This window comes from Klebsiella spallanzanii (assembly GCF_902158555.1).
GTDB classification, from domain to species: domain Bacteria; phylum Pseudomonadota; class Gammaproteobacteria; order Enterobacterales; family Enterobacteriaceae; genus Klebsiella; species Klebsiella spallanzanii.
Window position 1 is genome coordinate 462179 of sequence record NZ_CABGGS010000023.1, and the last position, 22381, is coordinate 484559.

The window sequence follows — 22381 nt, forward strand, 5'->3', positions numbered from 1 at the left end:
TGTTAATCAAGCATCAGTTCTAATTGTATACAGAGTAGCGCAATAGTATTGAGCGTATCGATTGAGGTTGCGGTTTCGCTATTTGCTAACTGGTGGAGCAGGCGCGCAAGATGGTTAAAACCATGGTTCGTGAAATCATCGCCCAGCGTTTGTGCCTCGCGAAACAGGCTCTTTTGCTGGTAGCGCTGGCCGTTGTGCAGTATCTGGATCAGCAGCGTCCGGGCGCGTTGCAATAGATCATGAGTCACCGAATGCGACGGTAATATATCGCCAGCAGGTAACGGGCCTACGGGGAGGGGTTCTGCATCCAGACACCAGGCGCGCGAGCGGGTCATCATCACCAGCGGCTCAAGGGTGAGCTGCCCGTGGTTAAACGTGACCAGTCCGGAAACCATCACCACCGGATCGTCCTCTTGTCTGAGCAGCGCCGCCATCCGCTCAACGGCGTACGGTGCGCTGGCGGAGGTAGGGAGAGACAGATGCAAAACGTTGTCTTGCCCCTCGCCGCTGAGAACCTGTGCGTCCAGCGTTTGCCGGGCGGCATCCCAGCCGACGGCAATACACGCCTGCACTGGTAAAATAAAGAGGTTATCAACCTGGTTGAGCGGGCGCACGCAGGCCGGGGCGCGTTGGCGCAAATATTCACGCAGCGCCGCAACGCCCGGCTGACGCAGCGGGGCACTGAGCAAAAGCCAGGCATTTTCACTTAGCGGAACGTTGCTGCTCAGGCGGTGGCGCGTACCCAGTAGCAGTTCGCCGCTGGCATGACGGCGCGCTGACTGGGTGATAATTTGCCCGCCCGCCAGCGCTCCGGCCTGAAAGGTAAACAGGCGGCGTTGCCATAGCGGATTTTGCTCCCGTTCAGCCAGCGGCCAGCTGCGCGACAGATGCACAATGCTGCCGGTATCCGGATCGCTAAACCAGATACGTAAGCCGTACTGCTGGTTATCCTGCCAGCAGCGCATGCCCAAAGAGATGAGCCGCAAATGATCAAGCTGCGCTTCACCGGCAATTCCCAGACCGACAACGGTGCGCCACGGTAGGGGCGGCGTCTGGTCGGTATCGGCGATCTGCGCCATTCGGTCGGCGCTCTCCAGGCGGGCGTTAAGGCCTGCGAGCTGGGCGAGCAGCTGCTCAGGATGGTAATGGCTGGCGCGTTGCTGGAAGGCTTCGACGCCTTCGCGAAGCTGGGTCAGCGCTGCGGCAACCCAGCGCCAGTTGGCCGTTTGCGCGGCACGCTGTGCTCGGGTAAACGCCGCCTCAACGTTAATCGCCGGCTGGCTGATGCCGCCTTGCCACAGTAGCTGGCTCAATTGCTGAAGGCGTTGTCGGCAGGCTTCGCCGTCTGGCGTATCGAACGGTCCTCCGCGGGCGGCCATTTTGTTGCTGCGCGTTTGCCAGACCAGGTGCGTAAAGCCGGGCTGCTGGTTTTCGGCATCGATAAAAGCCTGGACCGCCAGCGCAACGTGCTCGCACAGTGAACCTTCCACGCAGTCGCAGCGGGCAAAACGGATGCTGCTGCGGGAGTAAAAGCGCACATCGCTCATTGGCAGCTTTGCGGATGGTGTTTCCCCTGGCAGGCAGAACAGCTCCACCGCCAGTCCTTTATCCGCCAGCTGCTGCGCGCGTTTGCGTACGGATTCGGGGAGTGAGGCCAGCTCTTCCTGCCATAATCCAGGGTGCCAGCGTTCGCTTTCTTCTATGGCTTCTTCTGCGGTGTTATGGCTGGCGTTGGCGCGCTGGTAGCTCAGGACCAGCATCACGCGATGGCGGCACATCCCTGCGGCGCTACAGGAGCAGATCGACGCTTTCAGCGCGTGATCTTTTGCCAGACGGGTACGGGTACCGTCGCTAAATATGGCGGTCAGCGTACCGTCGTCATCCTGCTCCAGCTCGGGGATATTGCCGTTATCCAGCTCTTTCTGGCCGCGTTTGACAAACCCGGCATTGCTCAGGGCCATGAGCGCCTGCGGCGTGAGCTCCAGTAATTCAGGGCGTAAAGGCATCATGATTGTAAGTTCTCCGCCAGCCAGGCCGCCAGTTCACCGGGCGTCATGGCGGCAATTTGCGCCCCGACGTTGACCAGCGCTTGAGCCATCTCGTGGTCGTAACAGGGGGAAGCTGCGCTGTCTAAGGCCGCCAGCCCGAGGACCTTGACGCCGCTTTGTACGCTCAGCTTCACCTGATTAATCAACAGCGAACTTGCGCCGCCTTCAAAAAAGTCGCTCACCAGTACAATGACGCTTTTCTGCGGTTGCTCAATGAGCTGTCGGGCATATTCCACGGCCAGGGCGATATTGGTGCCGCCGCCGAGCTGCACTTTCATCAGTAGCTCCACCGGGTCGGCAACGTCGTCCGTGAGATCCACCACGCTGGTATCGAAAGCGACGAGGTGCGTACGAATGCCGGGCAACTGCCACAGGCAGGCGGCCATGACCGCCGAATGGATCACGGAGTCCACCATCGAACCGCTCTGATCGACCAGCAAAATCAGCTGCCATTTCTCACTATGGCGCTTAACGCGGCTGATAAATTTTGGCGATTCAATGTAAAGCTTCCCGCGCTGCGGATCCCAGTGTTTCAGGTTGGCGCGCAGGGTATTTTTGAAGTCAAAGTTGCGCGCCAGCGGGATGCGTGAAGGCCGCTGGCGGTCGCGTGCGCCGGAAAAGGCCTGACGGACTTCTTTTGCCAGCCGGGCCATAATTTGCTCCACCACCTGACGAACCAGCTTACGAGCGGCGTTCAGCACCTCAGGGTTCATCAGGTGTTTGGTATGCAGCACCGCGCGCAGCAGGCTTTCGGAGGGTTCGATGCGTTCCAGCACTTCCAGATTGGTGACCACTTCATCAATACCGTAGCGCAGCACCGCATCGCTCTCCAGCCGTTCAATGACCGGCTGAGGAAAAAGCGTATGGATTGCGTTAATCCATTCCGGCGTTGTCAGTATGGAATCTTCCAGCCCGCCCTGGCGCTCCCCGCGCTGTAATCGCTCCGGGTCGCGACCGTATAGCCACTCCAGCGCGTGGTCTACCTGACGGCTATGTTCATCAAGGCCGCCGAGGCTGCTTTCGGCGGCTTCACCTAAAATCAATCGCCAGCGCTGGAGCTCGCGGGTGGTCAGAAGATCGGATTGCGTACTCATTAGCGTACTCCCCAATGCTGAAGTGCCGCCAGCGCCTGCTGTTCCAGCTGTTGGTGATGGATTAACTGCTGTGGCGAACAGGATACCGGCGCCTGTAGCGCATGTGCTGGTAGCATGGTCATGTGATAGTGGTCCAGTACCTGACGGGCCAGCGCGCCGCGTTCGCGGGGGGGGAGCCAGGCCATGGCCGCGCGTAAATCCGGCAGTGCGAGAATAAATTCATCTTCGGCTAGCCGGGCGAGCAATCCGCTAAATCCGGCGATAAAGGCGGGCTGGCAGGCGAGCTGATGGCGGGCCAGCGCCAGCATGCCGTGTACTGCCTCGCCAATGCTCTGCGGCGGTAGCTGCGTTAACAGGTTCAGCGCCGCGTCAGCGGTTGCCGCTGGATGTTCAAGGCGAAGCAGCGCGCCAAGCGCCGCGCCGCGGTCGAGCGGGGCCGCGTCCGGCGTGCGTATACGCCGTTCAAGTAACGCCTGTGCGGCGCTGAGCGAGACTCCGGGGAGAGTGCCGCTGCTATGCATGTCGCGCAGGATATGGCACAAGGACTGCCAGCTATGCAGGTGGGCATGAAACTGTTTTTCGTCGGCCACGCCGCTGGTTTCGCACAGCCACAACGTGCGATCAAGCGCGGCGCAGAGCGTGGTTTCCAGCACGTCGGCGTTCTGCATGCCGCCGATATCATCCCGCTGCCACAGAGCGTAAAGTACCTCCAGCGCCGGACCCATTTCGGCGAACCGGTTCTCTTCGGCAATGAGCTGAGCCAGCTGCGCCAGCATCTGTTGGCTGAAGGTGGACAACCCCGCCAGCGCAGCCTGATTCAGGCAGGCGGCCAGATTTCTGATGCCGACGGAGGCTAGCATCTCCACTTCAAGCCGCTGGCGAGCCGCATCCGCCAGAGAAGCGCCGTAGCAGGCGGCTTCAATCAGGGCGGCATGTTGTTCCAGCGTGCGAAACAATCCCCAGCTCTCTTCACCGCTACCGGAAAGCGCCATCGTACTGCCTGCCCGGCGCAGGAACCCCGGAATCTCAAGAATTGCCAGCCGGTGCAGCACCTGGCTTTGCGCTAATCCATCGGAGTCAAAGCGATTAAGAGTCAGCTTTGCCGGCAGGGTAATACCTACGCGCTCCAGTTCGCGTTCAACATCTATCGGTAGCGGCGGCTGCGGCGTTCCTGGCGACAACTTGCCAAAATCGGCCCCCGCCAGCACATCGACGATGGCGAGCAGGATCGGGTCGGTATTCGCATGGATGACGCCGCGATAGCTCCACGGCAGCGGGGCGTTGAGCGCTTCTTTAATTAACGAGCCAGCCAGGGCATCGAGCCAGTCACTGCGCAGCGGTTGGGTATGACCGCGCATTTGCGCCAGCGCCATGGCGCGCAGGTGCGCAGCAGCGAAATCGGCGGTAGAGGCCTGAAGACGATGCTGACGCAGGCGGGCGAGTACGGCTTTCAGCAGCTGTTCACCGGCCTGACGCTGGCCAAACTGCCAGCACCACCTCTGCCAGACCGGCGCGGGCATGCCGGAAAGATAGCCAGCCAGGACATCCAGCCGTTTTTCGCTATAGGGCGTCAGATAGCAGCCGGTGATGGCATCGGGCGTCGGCGAGGGGGGACAGGCGGGCTCGAGCTGCTCGGCTTTACCATCCTTCCACAGGGTGGCCAGCGCCGGAGCATGCCAACCGCCGCAGACGACCACTACCGGGCCGTCATTTTGGCGCATAGCCCATGCCAGCCAGCGGGCCATATAGGCTTCCCGCTGATGGTTATTCTCGCCATCGTTTTCATCGCCGCGCAGGCGGATAAAGTACGTTTCCAGCGCCCGTTCGAGGTCGACGCTCTGCGTTTCGTCTTCGAACAGATGGTCCCACAGCGTGTCGGTATTCTCCATTCCGCTGGCGGCAAGCAGACGCTGCTGGTCATCGGCGCGACGGGCGTCAGAGGTCTCGCTATCGTCGTTATTCTGCGCCCAGACCGGCAAATCAATAAAACGAGCCAGCGCGCCCGTAGACCGTGCGGCGAGCAGGGCCTGCCATTCAGGAGAGAATTCGGCGAACGGCGTCCAGGCGCTGCGTCCTGCCTTGCCGCCATCCTGGTACTGACAGTAGCTGTAGATGGCGATGGGCAGCTGATGAGGCAAAAACAGCTCATCCAGCCGAGGATTAAAATCCGCCGGACCTTCAATCAGAACATAACGCGGTCGCGTTTGTTCAATTCGTTCTTTCACCAGCCTTGCACAGGCAGGACTGTGATGACGAACGCCGATAATTAACGGCTGTTCAGGCATGCGTGTTCCCTCACGGCAGGCGGTGGCGGGCCTGGTAATAGGCCTGCCAGTGGGCTTCTTTATGCGAAGCGACGCGCTGTTCAAAATAGCGGCGCAGGCGAGCGCGGTCATCTTCGTTATCTTTGATGATGGTTCCGGCGATACAGTCAACCAGGTCGGCAGGCTCTCCGGCGCGACCGGCTAAGAACCATGCTCGTACCCCGACCGCGTGAGCGACGTTGACTGCTTCGGCGGTAGACATAATGGCGTTAAGGGTATCCATCGACGTTTTCTTATCGCCGTCAGCGCGCAGATCGCGGAAGGTTTGCACCAGCAGCTCCAGAACGGCGTCGGGGACCTTGTGCGGGATGCCGCTATGCGCCAGCAGTCGGGCCGAAGCGTTCGCTACCAGTTCCAGCTCCTGCTGGAAATCCATAATCGGGAATACGGTTTCGAAGTCGAAGCGCCGTTTGAGCGCCGCGCTCATTTCGTTGACCCCGCGATCGCGGGTATTAGCCGTAGCGATGATATTAAACCCGGCGCGGGCGTAGAGCTGGCTGTCGTCACCGGTCAGCTCCGGGACTGCCATCACGCGGTCGGAAAGCATCCCCAGCAGACAGTCCTGGACCTCCAGCGGCGTGCGGGTTATCTCTTCAAAGCGGACGATTTTACCGTCGCGCATACCCTGATACAGCGGCGCGGGAACCAGCGCCTGCGCCGACGGTCCCTGGTTTATCAGCAGCGCATAGTTCCATGCGTATTTAATCTGATCTTCAGTAATTGAGGCGCCGCCCTGGATGGTTAGCCCTGCATCGCCGCAGATGGCGGCGGCAAGCAGCTCCGAGAGCAGCGATTTTGCCGTGCCCGGCTCGCCGACCAGCATCAGGCCGCGTCCGGTAGCCAGCGTCACCAGCATCCGTTCAACGGCGGCGGGGCTGATAACCACTTTACGGCTGATACCACGCGATTCATCGCCGAGAATAAATGTCCGCGCGGCCTGCAGGCTGAGCTGCCAGCCCGGCGGGCAGGGGAGACGGTCGTCCTGTTTCAGCCGTGCCAGCTCATCGGCATACAGTACGGTGGCCGGTGGGCGCTGAAGATGTGTTTCCTGTTGTGTCATCGTTTCTTCCTTAAAGTGACAGCGGTAATCGTTAGACCTTATTTATGCGCAGCAGATTGCGTGAGGTGCTTTATTTCCGAGCTTGATATATCGGATTATATTTAACGCAACATCTTCCTGCGTATCTTGTAGTTAAAAAGGCACATTAGGTTCGTGGGGCTAAAAAGCCAATATTCGACTCATGCGGTGAGTCGAATATTGTTGCTAATTGACTCACCTCGTTTGTCGCACTAGCGGGAAATAATCTCTATTGTGCTTAGCGCTTCGCTGAGATCCTGAGGATCGAGCCGGGAAAACGCAACGGGTTGTTCGCCATAATAGAGCGTTATCGCGCCAAACTGCTGAGGGGCTTTAGCGTCTATGCTGTAGTGAACAAACCCCGGCGTGATTTCCAGTATCAGCCGATGCTGAGCAACATCGTAACAGAAATAGCTTTCGCTACCTTGCCACCAGCCCCGGCTGCGGATCCCTAACAGCTGTCCGCAGGTGGTTGATTTGCCCTGCCAGCGCGTTAGCTTGCTTCGCGTTGCTTCTTCCTCGTGCAGCAATACCGTGCGGCGTGCCAGCTGGCGGAACGGCGGCAATAGCTGGTAATCGGCAAGGATTTGCTCAAATGCGGCGCGCGTTTCGTCATCTATTTCCAGCGGATGGACTATGCCGAACAGGGCATCTTCCGGCAGCGCGATGGATTCATCCAGGCTGTCGCAGAATTCCCCTTCTGCGGCGACGCGAAAGGCGTTGAGCAGACGACGCGGTTCATTAGCGGCGTAAACTCCCCATATTAGTCGCCGGGTCAGATGGCAGGTAAATGGGTGGTCGACGAACAGCGTCTGGAACTCCGTACGCGTCCAGCGTCGCGCTAACCGCAGGGCGTTTTCCAGATGCGGAAGCAGGCGTTTTGCTACCTGAGTGGCGTCCTTTTTCAAACCTTTTAGCCGGGCCAGCGCTTCTGCGGCTTTCGCCTGTTCATCTTCGGCGCGCAGGCGCGGGATGCTCTTTTGCCGCGCTCCCTGCTGGTCATAAATCACCGGCAGCAGATTTTCATCAAAGCGTACGCTAAAGCTGCGGGTACCGAAGTCAAAGGTCAGCGCACTGGCGTCATCCAGCCCCAGCGTCGGGGTCAGCCGATCCTGGAGCTGCTCTTCGCTGAGATCGCGTGCTTCGGCGACCTCTTTAAGATACTGTTCCGCGCTGTCGCGCAGCGGGCGAGATTTTGCGCGCTGAGAAATGTGGTGCAGCTGTAAGAGCGACATATCGCTGCCGATGCGGGTAAGGAGATGCAGCCCGCTGGCGGCGCGAGCGGATTTCCCCTCCTGCGGCCAGGCGAGGATAAGCTGGGTTAAATCACGCACCGTGCCTTCGTCGCCAAAAATTCCCAGCGTCTGAAACGCCCAGCTCTCTTTGGTCGGCGCACCTGAATTCTGCCAGGCATTGAAGAGATCCCAGGCGAAAGCAGCCAGCGATTGAGGCTGGCAGGCGGCTTTGACGAGATCCAGCCCGCAGTAATGATGGCCGCCCTGGGCGAAGCGCAGCATCTCGCCGAGGATCTCCAGCGCGTCGTCGGTTAGCGGCTGGTCGTTGCTGATAAGCCGCGGCCTGCGCCAGAGCACGGGCTGCCAGAAGTCCGGCGCTTTCGGCGTCCGGGCCGGGTAGTTATCAAGCGGGTCCTGCAACAGCAACTGCTCCAGCGCTGGCCACAGCGCCGGTTCGTTCCAGCGCCGGGCGACCGTTTGCAGCAGATTGCCGTGGCCTTCCTGATGCAGAAGACGCAGGGCGTTAATGGCCGCCTCGCGGTTATCGCCTGGTTTATCGAACGCCAGCGGAATTAATGCGGCAGCGGCGTGATCCGGCCATTGCAGTAACCACTGGCGGGCGAGATGGCTCTGCGCCTGAAAGCGCCGCCAGAGGCGAGCAACCGGCAAGGCCAGCTCCGTCGCGCCGAGATGAATCAGCAGCGGAAAAATCTCTTTTGGCCGATGCTGGAGCGCCAGCAGCAGGCCGGGGAGGGCGTCGGTTCCGAGAATGCTCAGCGCATACTCGGCTCCGACGAATTTGAAGTTCTCTTCATTGATGCGCTGCCAGAGTGTTACCGCCTGCGTGCGGGGCAACTGCATCAGCAGATAAAGATTCCAGCAGTCGTTGGGCTTATAACCTTCTTCGAGATGGCCTCGCCAGGCCTGCAGCAGTACCTCGCTTTCGCCGCTGTGCAGTGCCCTGACGGCCGTTTTATACCACCTCTCCTTATTTCCGTATGCGCTATATCCGGACCACGAATGCCCTGACTGCCCGTTAAGCGTATATTGATGGAACAGATAATCCATATCCTCAAAGCCCAGTTCTCTTAATACAACTTCGCCTTTGCGGGTGAGGCGCTCGTGCAGCGGAAGATCGTTAAAAAAGCGGGCCGGTTTGCTGGCGGCCAGCGTTTCTCGCTCTCCCGGCAGCCAGTACTCCTGCGGCGCAACGGTCAGCGCAGGAAGTTCAAAACGCGGGCTGGCGGCTTTTTTCTTTTTGCCGCGCCACGGCGGCGATAGCAGGATTTCCGGCAGGCTGGCGCTATCGGTGGTGGGGAGAGGGGCTGAGGTCTGCTTCGCTGAGCGGAGCTGTAACAGAGCAGCGGCTTGTGGTGTTAGCCATGGCAGTATTTGCTCAACCAGTGATGGCTGAGCGGTGAGTAATACCTGCAATAGGGATTGCCAAATCGCCTCCAGCTTGGGCTGGCGGCACTCACGTTCTTGTAGATCCGGTTCATCGCCCCATTGATTTAGCCAGCCGAGGCTTCCTGCCACATTTTTTTGCACCAACAGTTCCGCCAGCGCGGCCAGCGTCGCCTGTGGAAAGTGTTTGGCATATTTGTTCACGCGCGCCATGTTGCGTTGATTTTTATCTGCGACGTGTAGCAGTAAGGTCACGGCCTGCGGATGGTTGATCTGCGCCAGCAGCCCGGCGCAATCGTCACCATGAGCATACGGTGCCAGGCGTGATACTGCTGTTAACCCCTGTTCGCGCAGCAGCGCAGCGCAGGCAGCATAACCATAATGGTTTTCGTACCAGGCATCGCTGGTTTCGTGGTTATTAAACACGTCCATCTTGCGGAGCTTTGCCAGCGTTCCGGGAATGACGGTTATCACCGTTTTCAGCCACTCTGCCGATGAAGAAGGCAGTGTCGCCATCTCAGTGGCTATATCTGCTCTTTCAGGCAGTAGTATCGCCATTAACGGACGGCGATCTGGCGGAATATCAGGAAGCGCGGCAATGAGCTTGTTGGCACAGCGCTGCCATAGATACTCTTCTGCCAACGAAAAATGCTTACGCAGGCGGATATCGAACTCATGGTAGGTACAGGATCGCCAGACATTTTGCCTGGCGAAGGGGGAAAAAGTGACGGTGTTTGTCGATCGCCAAATATTGGAAGTACTGTATTGAATACCTATCTTCTGCCGTTCAATAACTACCTCAGTGGCGTACTCCAGCCCCTCCTGTTGAACGATAGCATCTAAATTTTCGGTATGATGACTGTCACTGAGCTCTACTAGTACAGCCATTACACGGGCAGGCATTGCTGGTTTGGGCATATTAATATAACCGATCGCCTGCGCTATAGCCTGTTGCCACTGCTCATCACATTCGCCGTAATGAAATGTTGTCGGTTGCGTGTTCCCGAAGCGTTGCGGCAAATCATTCGCCAGCTGTTGAATACGTCCCTCTTCGACCTGCGGCACCGGTGCGCCCGGCCAGCGGCGGTGGCTTAACGGTTCTTTGCCCTTTTTAAAGGTCAGTTCCAGCTGCGCGTCGTCCGCCAGCCATGGCGGGGTTACTGTAGTGTGCATAAACGTTCCTTGTTTTATTCAAATAGCGCGTCGATGTCGTTAATCAGTTCGCTGATGGTGACTTTATCCAGCACTGAAAACGTTGCTGTTTGCGGGCTGTTGCCGCCCCAGCCGTACTGGTTCGCAGTTCCGGCATAGAGCCAGATTTTGCTTAATAGCTGCTCGGCGCTAAGTTCGTCAGGCAACATGCCGACGGCAAAACCTTCGTCGATCTCCATCACCAGCGCCCAGTCCCCTAGCGGCTTGAGCATCCAGCCGATCCACCCGCCATCCTGCGGGTCGCCGCGCAGCCAGCCTTTGTTGGCCAGCCCTATTACCCGGCCGCTCGGGCATTTTCGCCCGGCCCAGCGGGTCAGCTCGGAGGCCGCAAGCTCGGCGGGCGTCAGTGTGTAGCAGTTGCGGTCGAGCTGACGGAACGGCGGCAGCAGTTCGTAGTCGGCCAGAAGCTGGCCGAAGGCGGCGGCATCTTCCGGGGGCATTTCCAGCACATGCGGAAGGCCGATGCGGATTTTGCCGTCCGGGAGGGTGAAGAGGTCATCATCGGCGGTGCTGTAACTGTTATCTTCCGCCACGCGGAAGCAGGCCAGCAGGGTGTTTTCTTCACTGTAAACGCCCCACACCAGGCGACGGGTGAGGTGGCGCACCAGCGGGTGATTGACCAGAAACAGGCGGAAGTTCTCTGGCTCCCAGCGGCGGCGCTGGCACATGGCGGATTCCATTCGGGCGACCTGCTGGGCAGCAATCGTGCGGGCGTCTTTTTTGAGCGCTTTATAGCGATTAACGGCGTCTGCTGATAGAGCGCTATCATCACTCTTATTCGGTTTTGGCAGATCTTTCAGGCGACAGCCGTTCTCATCACGCACCCAGGGCTTGAGCGCTTCATCAAAACTGACGATAAAGCGGCGCGGACCGAAGTCGAGGAGTAATGTTCCTTCATCGTTCAACCCGAGATCGGGGGCGAGACGGTCCTCCAGTTCGGCGACGGTCAGCTCACGGCTCTCGGCGATATCAGCGATTTTTTCCCGCGCACGCTCCTGTAACGCCTTGAACTTCAGCTTCTGTGCGATGCCGTTAAGCTGCATCAGAGCAATATCCGTGCCGATGTTTGCGAGAATATCCAGGCCTGTAGTGGCGCGTTTATGCTGGGATTCGCCCGGCCAGATGCGGATAAGCGGCGTCAGCGCGCGTGCAGTATCGTCGTTACCCAGTATCCCCAGGGCGCTAAAGGCCCAGCCTTCTTTAGATGGCGAGCCAGCGGTTTGCCAGGCGCTGAACAGATCCCAGGCGAAGGCGGCGAGCGAGTCGGGCGTGCAGAGATCTTTTACCTGCTGCAAGCCGGGGTAAATCCCCTCTTCGGCAGGGAAACGCAGCATTTCGCCGAGTGATTTTAAGGCTGTGTCCGGAAGTGCCTGACCATTATCCCGCAGCAGCGGCCGCGCCCACAGCGCAGGCTGGTAAAATGCCGGGAGGGCCGGAATTTTGGTCGGATGGTTATCCAACGGATCGAGTGCAAGCAGAGCGCTCAAAGCTTCTGTCACTTCCGGCTGATTATAGCGTTGCGCGACCTGTTCAAGCAGCGGCTGGTGGCCGTTATCCACCAGTAGGCGCAGTGCCAGCCGGGCGCTATCCTGCGCTTCGCCCGCTTTACCGAGGGCTGCGGGCAGCAGGCCGGTTATGGCATGTTCCGGATAGGCCAGTAGCCACTCGCGCGCGCCTTCACGTACGGTTTTAAGTTTGTTAAAGGCGCGGGCGATCGTCGGGGTCAGTTCGCTGGCGGCAAACCAGATGGCAACCGGCAAGTTCTCCTGCGGATAGCGGGACAGGGCGTTAATAAAACCCGGCAGCCCGGCAAGACGCAGGTACGTCATCACATATTCCGCCCCGGTATGCGGTTCTTTGCTTAGCGCATTCCAGGCTTGAAGCGCCAGCTCGACGGGCAGGGCGGCGAGCATATAAAGATCCCATTCTTCCCGGAGATAAGACGCACGAGTGTTTTTATATTCCGCGATCAGCGCTGGATAATCCTGCCGCTGCCAGGCATCGATAGCGGCGTCGGAGGCGTGTTCATAGCGATTGTGGTTCTGACCCCAGTATCGGAAGCCTAAGCGCGACAGATACTCCTTTCCATCTTCTTTTTTGCCCAGCTCAATCTGGTGGGCATACCAGCTATGTTGTTCGAGAAGCTGCTTGCTTGCTTCTTCCGTCAGCATACAGACGGGTTCTAAAGCAAGCGGTGTTAAGCTCAGTTGGGGAATCGGTGATTTTTTCTTTTTTACCGTCCACGGCGGGGATACCAGCACCGGTGGCAGCATATCGTTGCTGGCGCAGTCGGTCTGCTGATGTAGTTGCTGCTGGCAGGCTTCCAGTAGCGCGACGGCCTGAGATGAGAGCCATGGCGAAATCTGTGCGACCAGCTCCGGCTGCGTGCTCAACTGTGTCATCAGCATAATGCGCCAGCGTTTCTCTTCTTTTTGCGCCAGCAGTTCGGCCAGGGCAGCAAGTGCGGCATGGGGGAAGCGGGCGCTGGCTTGAGTCATGCGTTCGTGGCAGCGTTTTCCTTGTTCGCTCACGCGGATAAGCTGCATCAGCGCCTGCGGGTGGTTAACGTAGCTTATGAGTTCACCGCACAAGTCATCGTGTACGTAAGGCGCAAAGCGGGAGATTCCGGCGACGCCCTGTTCGCGCATCACCGTCGCGTTCCAGACGCTGCCGTGATAGTAATCGTTAAACAGGTTTTGTGCCTGGTAAGTCTCCAGCGTTTTGACCACCTGCGGGTCGCAGGCAACCAGCTTCAGCCATTCCGCCGTTTTGATGTTTTTGTGCGCCAGCGCCCGGCGGGCGATGTCGTTAACGATATCCTGGCGTTCCGGTAGCAATAGCGCGACCAGCGGCTGCTGGCCGACGGGCATATCCGGCAATGCGGTGATAAGTTTGTCTACGCAGCGTTGCCAGAGGGATTCTTCAGCCTGGGCCAGATGCGCGCGCAAACGAATATCGAACATATCCGGCCCGCGAGGCAGGGTAGGCTCCGCATGAAACGTGACCACAACAGTTTGATAATTGTATTCAAATTCAATGTGTTGTAGGGCTATGAACACCTCAACGGCATATTCCAGTCCGTAGACGTAAACAATCTCGTCCATCAGCTCTGGCTCGTCGCTACTGCGCCAGCCGCGGCGCGTAGTTACGGCAACCTGCACCGCCAGCGCGGGGGGCGAAAGTTGACCATCGGCAAGAGCTTCACTGATGACCTGCTGCCAGTACGCGGAACAGTCAGCATAATTGAAGATAACGGTTCTCCCCGATTGCTTATGGATCTCTTTGCCGAGATCCATAAGTTTACTCTCTGCGGGTGCGGCAATGGGCTCGCCGGGGTAGAGACGTGAAGGGAGGGCTTCCTGAAGTAGTTCATCGGACAGCGGCAGTTCGGCATTATCAGCCAGCCATGGACAAGCAACGTCCGCTGGCGTTGGGGTGTTTTCTGGCTGCGGAGCGGCTGGCGGGGAAGCGGGTTCCACAGGCAGGCTGGCGGCGGCAGGCTGTACTGTCGCGGTATCCTGGATGTATCCTTTTCTGGTTTTCTCATTCACCAGTTTCAGTTCGGCTTTACTGGCCGCAGCGCTATCGGCAAAGGTTTTAACCTGGCTCTGGCCGTTAGTGCCCACCTTGCCCCAGCTCAGGTGCAGCTCGTTATCCTGCTGCTCAACTGCCCAAAACTTATGTGATTTTTCGTCCTGATAGATAAACGTTTTCATCGTTAATTCCTTTTAATCGAACAGTGATTCGATATCGTTAATGAGTTCGCTGGCGGCGATAGCGTCGAGAGTGGAGAAAGCAAAAGTCGCTTTTCCGAAGTAAATATCGCCCGCAGGAATGATTTTTACTATATCGAGCGGGATCAATTCGTCATATCCGGTTTCACCATACAGCAGCGAAAAAGGTTCCATTTCCAGCACAATGTCGCCGCTGGCAGCAGATTTGTACATGCCGCAGATGCTGCCGCCATCTTCTATTCGCTGCCAGCCTTTGCGCTCCAGCCCGACGATGCGGCCTGCCAGGCATTGTCGCCCGCTCCACCGATTCAGCTCCATGGCGTCGCATTCGCTTTCCGTCAGGCTGTAGTAGTTGCGATCGAGCTGGCGGAACGGCGGCAACAGCTCGTAGTCGGCAAACAGCTGGCCGAAGGCGGCGGCGTCTTCCGGGGTCATTTCCAGTACGTGCGGAATGCCGATTTGCCCTTGCGGCAGGCTGAATGGGTTATCTTGCGCATCGCTGTAACTGTTGTCTTCGGCGACGCGGAAACAGGCCAGCAGAATGTTTTTTTCGCTATAGACGCCCCACACCAGGCGGCGGGTGATATGACGCACCAGCGGGTGCTCGACGAGAAACAGGCGAAACTGCTCCGGCGTCCAGCGGCGGCGCAGGCACATGGCCGATTCGAGGCGCATGATTTGCTGAGCGGCGACGGTGCGGGCGTCCTTTTTCAACTGCTTGTAGCGGTTGACGGCTTCCGTAGCCAGCGTTGCGTCATCGCTTTTGTTGGGCTTCGGCAGGTCTTTCAGGCGGCTGCCGTTTTCATCGCGTACAAAAGGCTTGAGGGCTTCATCAAAGCTGACGGTAAAAAGGCGCGGGCCGAAGTCAAGGGTCAGGGAGCCGTTATCGTCCAGCCCCAGATCCGGGGCGAGGCGGTCTTCCAGCTCGGCGATGGTCAGTTCGCGCTGTTCGGCAATTTGCTTGATTTTATTCTGTGCATTCTCCTGTAGCGCCGCAAATTTGATTTTTTTCGCAATGCCGTTTAGCAACATCAAAGCGATGTCGCTGCCTATTTCCGCCAGAATATCCAGCCCAAGCGCTGCGCGTTGATGTTGTGACTCTCCAGGCCAGGCACGGATGAGTGGCGTCAGCGCTCGCGCGGTATCGTCATTACCGAAAAAGGCTAATGTCGTGAAGCCCCAGTTCGCTTTTGAAGGGCCTCCGGCTTCAATCCAGGCGTTAAAAAGATCCCAGGCAAAGTTAGCCAGAGATGTTGGAGTACAGATGCTTTTTACGGTATTCAGTCCGGCGTAAAGTTTCACTTCGCGTGGGAAATTCAGCATATCGCCGAGGTAACGCATGGCGTCATCCGGCAACGGCAGACCCGAGCTTTTGAGCTGTGGTCTGCGCCACAGTGCAAATTGATAAAAGTCAGGCAAAGGCTGAATTTTCGCCGGGAAATCATGAAAGTCTCCTACGTCGAGAAAGGCTCCCAGTGCAGCGATAATCTCCGGTTGTTGATAGCGCTGTGCTATTTGGGTTATCAGAGAACGGTGATTATTATCGGCCAGTAATCGCAAAGCTTGTTGAGCATCGTCCCTGTCTTTGCACGCTTTTCCTAGCGCTGCGGGCAATAACCCGGCAATGGCATGTTCGGGATACTCAAGTAACCAGCTGCGGGCGTCTTCGCGTAGCGTTTTTTTACGGCTGAAGTTTTGTGCCATCGGTAGTGCCAAATCGGTTGTGCCGCAATAGGGGGTAAACGGCCACAGCGACTGGCGATCGTGTTTAAGATAACGGACAAATATCGGCAGGGCATCGATGCCAAAAATGGGTAAGATCCCCTCTTCGCCTTTGTGGGGTTCATCAGCTAGAGCATCCAGCAGAGCTAATGCTTGCTCACGCGGCATCCAGGTCAGCAGATGTAGCTTCCAATGCGAATACCGCTTACCCGTATACTGATGGAACTCATTTATCAAGGTGGTGTAGTCAGCGCATTGCAGGGCTGTGATAGCATTTTGCGGAATGGGGACTTTTTGCGATGTGCCAGGGTTTACCTGCTGCCACTTTTCAAACCCCAGACGCCACAGAAAGTTTTGTTCCGGGTTGAATGGCTCCGTCACTTTTTCCCAATGATAGCTTTCAAATGGCGGCAGGTCCGCGTAATTGAATTGACAGTGGTAATCACTGTAATCGTAGCCAGTTAGCTCTTCCGTTATTGCCGGCGTCAAGTTTAGCGTAGAAGCGACGGGGAGTACCGATAGCTTGAATACTGGTGATGCGCTTTTTTGATTTTGCTTTAGCCACGGCGGGGATACCAGTATTTCTGGTAGGGTCTCCGGGCTGGCATATTCTGCTGATGAGTCGCTATGTGGCCGCGTCGCAGCTAGCGTTTCTGCGGCGTGTGCATCAATCCATGGCAGAACTTGCTCTACCCGAGCTGGTTCAGCGCTGATGAGTACCGTTAGCGCTTTGCGCCAGCTCGGATCTTCATAGCTCGTCAGCAGCGATGCATAAGCGGCAATGGCTGCATGAGGATATTTTTGACTGGCCTTACTTAAATATCCCAGACGCTTATTTTTGTTGCCGGCACCAAGAATTAATATCTTAAGCGCATCCGGATGGTTCGTTTTAGCTAACCACTTAGTGAAATAGTCAGTAGCTTCAAGCTCAGGTAATTGGGTGCTTGCTTCCTTTTCGTCCAAATCGTTAACGAGTTGACTTACCCCGATCATGCCATGGTTGGCTATCAATGTGGCAACATAGGGGAGAAAGTGAGAGTAAAGCGGAGGCAACGGGTATTTTTCTAGCGTCGTCAGTGCAGAAGGGGCATCGACGACCATTTTCAACCACGCCATTGCCGGGATCTCTTCTGCGGCGAAACGCAATACTATCTCGTTGGCGATATCCGGGCGCTCTGGCAACATCAATGCGGCAAACGGCTGCATAGAGGGGGAAAGCCCAGGAATAGCCGCGATCAGCTTTTGGACGCAGCGCTGCCACTCTTCCTCAGGTGCTAATGAAAGATGATGACACAAGCGCGGGTGCCAGTCGGGCAGATATTCTATTTCGTTAACAGGAAAGTCGCTACCTACGACAGTTTTCTCAAGGTCATCATCGTACTCGCATGTCACTTGCAGGGTATGACAGGCGATCTCAACCGTGGTTTCAAGTCCGTATTGCGTCACAAAGAGGTCGATTAAATCATCAGAATAATAGCCCATTTGCCCGAGAAGAGCCGCTTCAGAAAACAGGCTTCCTGTGGATTGGTTATGTTTAATCCGTTGGTGTAGCTCAACGTAAGCCTGTTCCCAGACAGGTGATGTAAAATGGTAGTCGGATGGCCTGAATGTGGCTTTATCATTCCTGGTAATGCTTTGCCAAATTTGATTGCCATCCGGTGTGGTATTAAACGGTCTGGAGCGGTTACGGTGATGGAAAGCAAACCAGCCGATCTCCTCCGTTAGCGGTATAAGGGCATCATCAGCGAGCCAGGGTCGGTCATTAGATTGGCTGGCGGCTGCCTGGGATGGGTGTTTTTCCGCCGCGGTATTTTCTGCGTAGCCTTTTCTTGTTTTCTCACCAATCAGTTTCTGTTTGGCTTTTGCGGCAGTGGCGCTATCGGCAAAGGTTTTAATCTGGCTCTGACCGCTGGTGCCGACCTTGCCCCAGCTCAGATGCAGCTCGTTACCTTGCTGCTCCACCGCCCAGAATTTATGTGATTTTTCGTCCTGATAAATAAAAGATCTCATTTTCTTCCCTGTGTTTTTATCCAGTTTGGATTTGATGCTAGCAGTTATTACTAAGAACACAGAGGGGGAGGACGACAAGAATGCGATTTTCAGAATTTATAAAAAAAAGCGCTGCCGGAGCAGCGCGTTATGCGAGGATTACTTGACCTGCTGGCCTGGCTGAGCGCCGCTGTCCGGGCTTAACAGGAAGATATCTTTCCCGCCTGGGCCTGCGGCCATCACCATGCCTTCCGAGATGCCGAAGCGCATTTTGCGCGGTGCCAGGTTGGCGACCATCACCGTCAGGCGACCAATCAGCGCCTGCGGATCCGGGTAGGCGGAGCGGATACCGGAGAAGACGTTACGTTTCTCGCCACCAAGATCCAGCGTCAGGCGCAGCAGCTTATCGGAACCGTCAACGAACTCGGCGTTTTCAATCAGCGCGATACGCATATCCACTTTGGCAAAATCGTCAAAGGTGATGGTTTCCTGAATCGGATCATCCGCCAGAGGACCGGTAACCGGCGCAGACAGCGCTTTCACTTCCTCTTTCGACGCTTCAACCAGCGCTTCAACCTGTTTCATTTCGATACGGTTGTACAGCGCTTTAAAGGTATTGACCTTATGGCCGAGCAGCGGCTGCTGGATAGCATCCCAGCTCAGTTCGCTGTTGAGGAACGCTTCGGCGCGTGCGGCAAGCTGCGGCAGGACCGGTTTGAGCCAGGTCATCAGCACGCGGAACATATTCAGACCCATGGTGCAGATGGCCTGCAGGTCAGCATCGCGGCCTTCCTGTTTGGCGACCACCCACGGAGCTTGTTCGTCAACGTAGCGGTTAGCGACGTCTGCCAGCGCCATAATTTCGCGGATAGCCTTACCGAACTCGCGACTGTCCCATGCCTCACCAATGCTGGCAGCCGCATCGGTAAAGGTTTTGTACAGCGCCGGATCGGCCAACTCAGCAGAGAGCACGCCGTCGAAACGCTTATTGATAAAACCGGCGTTACGCGAAGCGAGGTTAACGACTTTGTTGACGATGTCAGCATTGACGCGCTGCACGAAATCTTCCAGGTTCAGGTCGATATCATCAATGCGCGAAGAGAGCTTGGCAGTGTAGTAGTAGCGCAGGCTGTCGGCGTCAAAATGATTCAGCCAGGTGCTGGCTTTAATAAAGGTGCCGCGCGACTTGGACATCTTCGCGCCGTTCACCGTTACGTAGCCGTGTACGAACAGGTTGGTCGGCTTGCGGAAGCTGCTGCCTTCCAGCATCGCCGGCCAGAACAGGCTGTGGAAGTAGACGATATCTTTGCCGATAAAGTGATACAGCTCGGCGGTGGAGTCTTTCTTCCAGTATTCGTCGAAGCTTACGGTGTCGCCGCGCTTGTCGCACAGGTTCTTGAAGGAGCCCATGTAGCCAATTGGCGCATCCAGCCAGACGTAAAAATATTTGCCCGGCGCGTTGGGGATTTCGAAGCCGAAGTAAGGTGCATCGCGGGAAATGTCCCACTGCTGCAGGCCGGACTCGAACCACTCCTGCATCTTGTTAGCGACCTGTTCCTGCAACGCGCCGCTGCGGGTCCACGCCTGGAGCATTTCGCTGAACGACGGCAGGTCGAAGAAGAAGTGCTCGGACTCACGCATCACCGGCGTCGCGCCGGAAACCACGGATTTCGGCTCGATAAGCTCGGTTGGGCTGTAGGTCGCGCCGCACACTTCGCAGTTATCGCCGTACTGATCCGGTGATTTACACTTCGGACAGGTGCCTTTCACAAAACGGTCCGGCAGGAACATGCCTTTTTCCGGATCGTAAAGCTGAGAAATAGTGCGGTTTTTGATAAAACCGTTCTCTTTCAGGCGGCCATAGATAAGCTCCGACAGCTCGCGGTTTTCGTCGCTATGCGTGGAATGATAGTTATCGTAGCTGATGTCGAAGCCAGCAAAATCGGTCTGATGCTCCTGACTCATTTCGCCAATCATCTGTTCCGGGGTAATACCAAGCTGCTGCGCTTTCAGCATGATCGGCGTACCGTGGGCGTCGTCGGCGCAGATGAAGTTGACCTCGTGGCCGCGCATTCGCTGGTAACGGACCCAGACATCAGCCTGGATGTGCTCCAGCATGTGGCCGAGGTGGATTGAGCCGTTTGCGTACGGCAGCGCGCACGTTACCAGAATTTTCTTCGCGACTTGAGTCATAGTGGGCATTACATCTTCTATTGTAAAAAGGGTTTTTGATGTTACCGCAAAGGCAATAATTTGGTAAGCCCAAAGCTTATTGTGGGGGAATTATTCCCTTTAAGGTAAACTTAACGGATAAGATTCAACCCACAATAACAAAGGAGTCGGGATGAGTTCGCAATCCCAGGCCAAATCCCCCGAGCGTCTGCGTGCGATGGTCGCCGGGACCCTGGCTAATTTCCAGCACCCAACCCTGAAACATAACCTCACCACGCTGAAGGCGCTGCATCACGTCGCCTGGCTGGATGACACCGTACACATCGAAATTCAGATGCCGTTTGTCTGGCATAGCGCGTTTGAGGTGCTCAAGGAGCAGTGCAGCGCCGAGCTGCTGCGCATTACCGGCGCAAAAGCCATTGACTGGAAGCTGACGCACAGCATCGCCACGCTTCAGCGGGTAAAAAATCAGCCCGGCATTAACGGCGTAAAAAACATTATCGCTATCAGCTCCGGTAAAGGCGGGGTGGGGAAATCGTCTACGGCGGTCAACCTGGCGCTGGCGCTGGCGGCGGAAGGAGCGAAAGTCGGCATTCTCGATGCCGATATTTACGGCCCGTCGATTCCGACCATGCTCGGCGCGGAAGACCAGCGTCCCACTTCGCCGGACGGCACTCATATGGCGCCGATTATGAAATTCGGTCTTGCCACCAACTCTATCGGCTATCTGGTGACCGACGATAACGCCATGGTGTGGCGCGGCCCAATGGCCAGCAAAGCGCTGATGCAGATGCTGCAGGAAACCCTGTGGCCGGATCTCGATTATCTGGTACTGGATATGCCGCCAGGCACCGGCGACATTCAGCTGACGCTGGCGCAGAATATTCCGGTAACCGGGGCGGTAGTGGTGACCACACCGCAGGATATTGCGCTGATCGACGCTAAAAAAGGCATCGTGATGTTTGAAAAAGTCGAAGTGCCGGTGCTGGGTATTGTGGAAAACATGAGCATGCATATTTGCAGCAACTGCGGGCACCATGAACCTATCTTCGGTACCGGTGGCGCGCAAAAGCTGGCGGATAAATACCACACCCAGCTACTGGGCCAGCTGCCGCTGCATATCACCTTGCGTGAAGACCTTGATAAAGGGACTCCGACGGTGGTTGCGCGTCCGGAGAGCGAGTTTACCGAGACTTACCGCCAGCTGGCGGACCGCGTTGCGGCTCAGCTCTACTGGCAGGGGGAAGTTATCCCCGGCGAGATAGCCTTCCGCGCGGTGTAATGTCCTCACAGTCCTTAGCCGTGCGGCGTTCTGCGTAGCACGGTTTTTTTATTTTCTGATAACGGTGTTTCAGCTAATAATTTAATCACCACATCAATATCATTATCGTTAAATATTACATATTTTTATTCACATTAAGCGATATTGAGATTTATCAATAAAACATATTTTTAACATTGTTTTCTTGCCGTGGTTATGAGAGCTTTATTAATATAGAAGTAGAATATTTTATTATTCGCCACTACGAGCTTTATTTTTTGAAAGTTTATCTTTTTTATTTGGCGAGGTGTGGACAGTAACAGCAATGCGTAAATAAAAACGATGGAAGGGAAATGTAGCCGTAATAAATTTCCGGAGTACGAGATGAATAATATTGCTCTAATCGTTAAGTTACGAGAACTGCTGGTGATTTTTATGCACACACGCTCGCTACCTGAAAAGGCTGCGGACGCGCTGCGCTATTGCCAGGAAAACATTCCCCTAACTGAGGTTCCGATTGGCGCTTATGGTGAATATTGCGAGATTTATGAGCAAATTAATTTTTTATCAGATGAACAGAATCATATGGCGCCGGATGATTTACTGCGCAGCGGTGGCGATTTGATATTAAGTATTCTGATGTTGTATGAACAGATCGTTTCATACATTGCCGTCGAGGAATTTATGCAAAAGCAAAACCGTTTTAACGAATAGCGCTTTAACAAGCAGAAAGCAAAACGCCAGCGAACTGAGCAGTACGCTGGCGTTCATGGCTTAACGATGATAGAAAATTTCACCGTCGTAGATTTTTAGAATTTTCCCTTCAGTATCGGTAATCAACGCGTAGCTTCCCCCCATATAGGTCCAGCGTGTACCGGCATCCGGTGCGGGCAGGTTACGAAGCTGCCACTGTTTAATGTTGTACTCTGGCGTGAGATAGAGCGGCGGTACGGTATCGCCGATGTGGAACTGTTTGAAATCTGCGGTGACCCCATCCAGTTCATATTTTTGCAGACTGCCCGCGTCAGCCGCCCATACGGCGCTGGTACTGGCCAAGAGTACGCCCAGAAGCATCATTTTCGTTTTACGCATAATTTCCTCATTAATA

Annotated in this window: 11 protein-coding genes; 2 read left to right on the forward strand and 9 right to left on the reverse strand. The window is 56.3% G+C overall.

Annotated features, from left to right (window positions below; translation table 11 throughout):
• Nucleotides 1–2: 2 nt before the first annotated feature.
• From FN082_RS17235 to metG, 8 genes are all read right to left on the reverse strand, one after another.
• The gene (locus FN082_RS17235; RefSeq protein ID WP_142981985.1) at nucleotides 3–2009 is read right to left on the reverse strand and encodes a hypothetical protein; all 2007 of its coding nucleotides are present in this window, start codon (nucleotides 2007–2009) and stop codon (nucleotides 3–5) included.
• Nucleotides 2006–3142: a vWA domain-containing protein gene (locus tag FN082_RS17240; protein WP_139536574.1), complete on the reverse strand. Its 1137-nt coding sequence runs from the start codon at nucleotides 3140–3142 to the stop codon at nucleotides 2006–2008. Before FN082_RS17240 ends, FN082_RS17235 begins: the two co-directional genes overlap by 4 nt.
• A complete protein-coding gene (locus tag FN082_RS17245) occupies nucleotides 3142–5427 on the reverse strand; it encodes a DUF5682 family protein (protein ID WP_142981986.1) in 2286 nt (761 codons plus the stop codon). The genes FN082_RS17240 and FN082_RS17245 overlap by 1 nt, the downstream gene beginning before the upstream one ends.
• Nucleotides 5428–5437: 10 nt before the next feature.
• Nucleotides 5438–6526, reverse strand: a complete 1089-nt coding sequence (locus FN082_RS17250; RefSeq protein ID WP_139536572.1) for an ATP-binding protein — start codon at nucleotides 6524–6526, stop codon at nucleotides 5438–5440.
• A gap of 230 nt (nucleotides 6527–6756) precedes the next feature.
• Nucleotides 6757–9741, reverse strand: coding sequence for a DUF4132 domain-containing protein (locus FN082_RS17255; protein ID WP_456237445.1), 2985 nt, complete (start codon nucleotides 9739–9741; stop codon nucleotides 6757–6759).
• Nucleotides 9742–10370: 629 nt separating this feature from the next.
• Nucleotides 10371–14111: a WGR and DUF4132 domain-containing protein gene (locus tag FN082_RS17260; RefSeq protein WP_142981988.1), complete on the reverse strand. Its 3741-nt coding sequence runs from the start codon at nucleotides 14109–14111 to the stop codon at nucleotides 10371–10373.
• A 12-nt stretch (nucleotides 14112–14123) separates the two neighbouring features.
• On the reverse strand, nucleotides 14124–17861 hold the full coding sequence (locus tag FN082_RS17265; RefSeq protein ID WP_142981989.1) for a DUF4132 domain-containing protein: 3738 nt from the start codon (nucleotides 17859–17861) through the stop codon (nucleotides 14124–14126).
• Nucleotides 17862–17999: 138 nt separating this feature from the next.
• Complete coding sequence (metG, locus tag FN082_RS17270; RefSeq protein ID WP_112213219.1) at nucleotides 18000–20033, reverse strand: methionine--tRNA ligase; 2034 nt, start codon at nucleotides 20031–20033, stop codon at nucleotides 18000–18002.
• A 151-nt stretch (nucleotides 20034–20184) separates the two neighbouring features.
• Between metG and apbC the strand changes: the two genes are divergently transcribed.
• Complete coding sequence (gene apbC / locus FN082_RS17275) at nucleotides 20185–21294, forward strand: iron-sulfur cluster carrier protein ApbC (RefSeq protein ID WP_142981990.1); 1110 nt, start codon at nucleotides 20185–20187, stop codon at nucleotides 21292–21294.
• A 363-nt stretch (nucleotides 21295–21657) separates the two neighbouring features.
• Nucleotides 21658–21987 carry a hypothetical protein gene (locus tag FN082_RS17280; RefSeq protein WP_139536567.1) on the forward strand — a complete coding sequence of 110 codons (330 nt, stop codon included), beginning with the start codon at nucleotides 21658–21660 and terminating at the stop codon, nucleotides 21985–21987.
• Between the two features lie 60 nt (nucleotides 21988–22047).
• Here the strand turns inward: FN082_RS17280 and FN082_RS17285 are convergent, their stop codons facing one another.
• Nucleotides 22048–22365: an RcnB family protein gene (locus FN082_RS17285; RefSeq protein ID WP_139536566.1), complete on the reverse strand. Its 318-nt coding sequence runs from the start codon at nucleotides 22363–22365 to the stop codon at nucleotides 22048–22050.
• Nucleotides 22366–22381 lie beyond the last annotated feature (16 nt).

Coding starts and splice junctions, on each gene's coding strand:
- FN082_RS17235 (WP_142981985.1), bottom strand. CDS start 2,009: ATGATGCCTTTACGCCCTGAATTACTGGAGCTCACGCCGCAGGCGCTC.
- apbC (WP_142981990.1), top strand. CDS start 20,185: ATGAGTTCGCAATCCCAGGCCAAATCCCCCGAGCGTCTGCGTGCGATG.
- FN082_RS17280 (WP_139536567.1), top strand. CDS start 21,658: ATGAATAATATTGCTCTAATCGTTAAGTTACGAGAACTGCTGGTGATT.
- metG (WP_112213219.1), bottom strand. CDS start 20,033: ATGACTCAAGTCGCGAAGAAAATTCTGGTAACGTGCGCGCTGCCGTAC.
- FN082_RS17245 (WP_142981986.1), bottom strand. CDS start 5,427: ATGCCTGAACAGCCGTTAATTATCGGCGTTCGTCATCACAGTCCTGCC.
- FN082_RS17255 (WP_456237445.1), bottom strand. CDS start 9,741: ATGGCGATACTACTGCCTGAAAGAGCAGATATAGCCACTGAGATGGCG.
- FN082_RS17240 (WP_139536574.1), bottom strand. CDS start 3,142: ATGAGTACGCAATCCGATCTTCTGACCACCCGCGAGCTCCAGCGCTGG.
- FN082_RS17265 (WP_142981989.1), bottom strand. CDS start 17,861: ATGAGATCTTTTATTTATCAGGACGAAAAATCACATAAATTCTGGGCG.
- FN082_RS17260 (WP_142981988.1), bottom strand. CDS start 14,111: ATGAAAACGTTTATCTATCAGGACGAAAAATCACATAAGTTTTGGGCA.
- FN082_RS17285 (WP_139536566.1), bottom strand. CDS start 22,365: ATGCGTAAAACGAAAATGATGCTTCTGGGCGTACTCTTGGCCAGTACC.
- FN082_RS17250 (WP_139536572.1), bottom strand. CDS start 6,526: ATGACACAACAGGAAACACATCTTCAGCGCCCACCGGCCACCGTACTG.